Origin of the sequence: Croceitalea sp. MTPC6, from assembly GCF_036985525.1 — a bacterium.
Taxonomy (GTDB): Bacteria; Bacteroidota; Bacteroidia; order Flavobacteriales; family Flavobacteriaceae; genus Croceitalea.
The window spans coordinates 1-2691 of record NZ_BTGR01000018.1 but is presented as its reverse complement, the minus strand read 5'-3'; the positions used below and the strand labels follow the sequence as shown (position 1 = coordinate 2691).

Below are 2691 nucleotides of genomic sequence, written 5' to 3'. Positions count from 1 at the left end.
TAATCTTCTACTTACTTAGAAGTAAGTTAATTCTCTTTAATTTTAGATGTTTCGAGTATTTCCACCTATAAACAGATTAAAAATGAAGATTTGCTAGGTAGACTGCCTCATTCACAACATAATGTTTTCAATCCTTTCATACAAGTGTAATTTTGATAATAATCTGATTATCAAATTATAACAGTGAAAAATACAAAGGTCTTGTTCTCCACAAGAATTAATGGTTTCATAATTGTACTGTTTTTTCTGTTTTCTTTTTTAAGGGTTTCAAGTCAAACTACTTTCACAGAAAGTGCAGCTGCATATAATCTAGATATTTCTGGGAATAAAGATGGGGGGCATGCTTGGGCTGACTATGATTTGGATGGGGATTTTGACTTAGTAGTGAACACTAACGGAGCAGGTTATTTAATGAGGAATGATGGAGGAACATTTACTGATGTTACTAGTACTTTGGCCCCAGATTTCTCTGGAGGTGGTCTAGAAAGAACGGCTCTATTTGTTGATTTTAACAATGATGGTTATCCCGATATTTTTAGAAATGATAATAATGATTTAAGGATTTTTCTTCAAGACCCAGCAACAAATCGTTTTGGTAATGGTACGGGGGGAACAGCTCCTAACCAGCAATTCACCTCTTTAACAGATGGTCTAAATTGTGAAGGTGTTGGTGCTTTGGATTATGATGGGGACGGAGACTTAGATCTATATATAGACAATCATAATTTTGGTATAGATATTCTTCAAAATGATGGCTCTGGTTTTTTTACACACGTAACAAGAAAGGCAGATAGCCCTAACCCACCTTATGATGAGTTTGATTCAAACACCTGGCCATTGGGTCTTGTACAAGATGCTACAGATGGGGATTATGGATCTGCCACTGATTTTAATGATGATGGATGGGTAGACATTGTGGTTCGGAAGCAAGATCAAGTAGATTTATTTACCAATTTAGGAGGGACTTTTCAGGATGGTGTTGATATTGATCAAGCAGCTAACGGCAATAAAGGAGCTGTTGCTTTCGGTGACCTGGATAATGATGGTGATTTTGATTTGTATTGGACAGAGAATGGTACAAATCAAGTGCATAGAAATAATGGTGATGGAACTTGGACTGGTTTAGGTGCTGCAACAGGTATTCCTACATCATTTTCTGGACAAATGGAAGGACTAGCTTTTGGTGATGTGGACAATGATGGAGATATGGATATATTTCTATCTAATGGCGGAAATGGTAGTGGTAACATTAGCAAGCTTTACTTAAATCAGATTAATAATGGAGGAGGTGCAATGTCATTTGTAGATTCAGGAATATCATTTCAGAACAGGGGCGAGGGCTGCACATTTATTGATATTGATGAAGATGGTGATTTGGATTTATATATGAACAGATCTGGTGATAATGCCCTATATATAAATAATCTTGGAGCTACAGATCGTGCAAATCATCTTTATATAGATATTAAGGAGAATAGAGATGAGTTTGGCTTAACAGGAACGGAGGAACGCTTCGGTATAGGGGCGACAGCAAAGATTTTGGACTGTGACGGAAATGTGATTTCCGGAACTAGAGAGGTAAATGGAGGGTTTGGACATGGTACAATGGAATCTGGAGTAATTCATTTTGGACTACCAAGTGGACCAAATGTACCAATTGTATTAGAGATTGGTTACCCACGTACTTCTTCCGGCAGGGTGATTGTTAGAAGTCAATTAACCCCTTCAGATTTTAACAATGGAAGTATCAACTTAATTGATTTATTACCAGATACATCAAATCTGCCTCCAATAGCACAAGATGATATTATAACCACATCATCAAGCGTAGATATTACTTTTGATGCTTTGATTGATAATGGTAATGGGGTGGATAGTGACCCAGAAAGTAGTACTTTGGAAGTACTTTCAATAACCCAACCAGCCAACGGAACAGCTACGCTTAATTTAGACGGCACTATTACCTATAGCCCTGGGAGCTTCTTTGGGACTACTTCTTTTACCTACACTATTGGCGATAATACAATATGTTCATTTGCATCCGGACAGGATACGGCTACGGTTTTTATAACAGTATCGCAATCACCTGACTCAGATGGTGACGGAATTACAGATAATGTTGATTTAGATGATGACAATGACGGTATATTGGATGCTGTTGAATCACCCAAAACAGTTTTATGGGTAACCAATACCCCAGTTGGTACTGAGGAACAAAATACTATTGATAAGTTAACTGCTTTAGGTTATGGTGTTACTGTTGTAGATGATGGAGTAGGTGGCAATGCTGATAATTATGCGGTCACTTTTATATTTGAAGATGCGATAAGTGGTACTGCCTTAGCCAATGTAACTAACTTGGTTGGAACAACAAATGCTGTCATAACTAGTGAGACTTTCCTGCATGATGATATTTTGGGAGCTAATCAAGGAACTACAACTGGCGCTGCTGTTGTGAATATTATTGATAATACACACCCGATTACAGCAGGCTTGGCAATTGGCAACTATGATATTGGTAATGCATCTTATAGGGCGAACAGTTTGGCTTCTGGTACAGTACTGGGAAGACACCCAAATGGCGAAGTTTCCATAGCAGTATGGGAACCAGGAGACCCAATGGATAATACAAACCCTGCTCCTGGAAGAAGGGCAATAGTACCCCATGCCAATGATGGAGGATTTCCTGCA

At 38.2% G+C, this 2691-nt stretch carries 1 protein-coding gene; it reads left to right on the top strand.

The genetic code is table 11. From position 1 onward, the window contains the following. Positions 1 to 183: 183 nt before the first annotated feature. Positions 184 to 2691 (top strand): FG-GAP-like repeat-containing protein (locus AACP56_RS17810; RefSeq protein WP_339339053.1); only part of this gene is annotated, 2508 nt, incomplete at its 3' end.